At 75.4% G+C, this 1,141-nt stretch carries 1 protein-coding gene; it reads left to right on the top strand.

Annotated features, from left to right (window positions below; translation table 11 throughout):
• The first annotated feature begins 136 nt into the window (after positions 1–136).
• Entirely contained in the window at positions 137–1,117 is a 981-nt protein-coding gene (locus tag ABZ641_RS38760; RefSeq protein WP_359989400.1) for a hypothetical protein, read from the top strand.
• The last annotated feature ends 24 nt before the right edge of the window (positions 1,118–1,141 follow it).

Below are 1,141 nucleotides of genomic sequence, written 5' to 3'. Positions count from 1 at the left end.
TGCTGTCGCCCCCACGTGATATGTACTCCGTTCGAGTGATCGTCGTACACGGCCCACTCACCTGTGCAGAAGCACCTGTGGACACGAACGTGTGCCGCGGCCGGACGGGGCCGGCGGCACGGAGGGGGCTGCCGCCATGTCGATTCTCGGACGGCTGCTGGGACGCCGGTCCGGCGGCGGGGGAGCCGGCCCCGCGGTCGACCCGGCCTACGGCGAGGAGGAGCTCCGCGGCCTGCAGGCCCGGGCCGCCGCCGGTGACTGGCAGGCGGTCCGTGCCGGCCTCGGCACCGTCGAGGACGAGGCGGACCTGACGTGGCTGATCGCCCAGCTCGCCGAGACCACCGGCAGCGAGAGCTGGCTGGCCGAGGCGGTCGCCGCCGAGCCGGACTCGGCCCTGCCGCTGCTGCTCGCCGGTGCCCGCCAGGTCTCCTGGGCGTGGGAGGCACGGACGGCAGCCCGCGCCCAGCACGTCAGCCGCGAGCAGTGGCAGCTGTTCGGGGAGCGGCTGGAGCAGGCCGAGGAGCTGCTGTACGCCGTCGCCGAGCGCGAGCCCACCTGGCTCGCGCCCTGGTACTTCCTGCAGATCAGCGCCCGCGGCGCCTCCCTCGGCCCGGACGTCGCCCGGCACCGCTTCGAGGCCGCGCTGCGCCGCCGCCCCGACCACCTCGGCTCGCACCGCCAGCGGCTGCAGCAGCTCTGCCGCAAGTGGGGCGGCTCGCACGAGGAGATGCACGACTTCGCCCGGACGTCGATGCTCGCCGCGCCGGAGGGCAGCCCGCTGGGCGAACTGGTCGCGCTCGCCCACGTCGAGCACTGGCTCGACCTCGACAGCGGTGACGACCGTGCGTACATCACCCGGCAGGCCGTCAGGGACCAGCTGCACGAGGCCGCCGAGCGGTCCGTGCTGCACCCGGCGTACGTCCGCGGGCGCGGCTGGCGCAGCGCGCACAACACCTTCGCGATGGCGTTCTCGATGGCGGGGCAGCCGGCGACGGCGAACCTGCTGTTCGGCGAGCTAGGCGACACGGTGACCGAGTTCCCCTGGGCCTACCTCGACGCCGACCCCGCCCAGGCCTTCCGGACCTGCCGGACGGCCGCCGCCCGCGCCGGCCGCTGACCCGCGCCGCCGACCTGCGCCGGG

The sequence above is a fragment of the Kitasatospora sp. NPDC007106 genome (assembly GCF_040634455.1).
GTDB classification, from domain to species: Bacteria; Actinomycetota; Actinomycetes; order Streptomycetales; family Streptomycetaceae; genus Kitasatospora; species Kitasatospora arboriphila.
The sequence above is the reverse complement of the archived record's forward strand: the minus strand, read 5'-3'. Positions and strand labels throughout refer to the sequence as shown.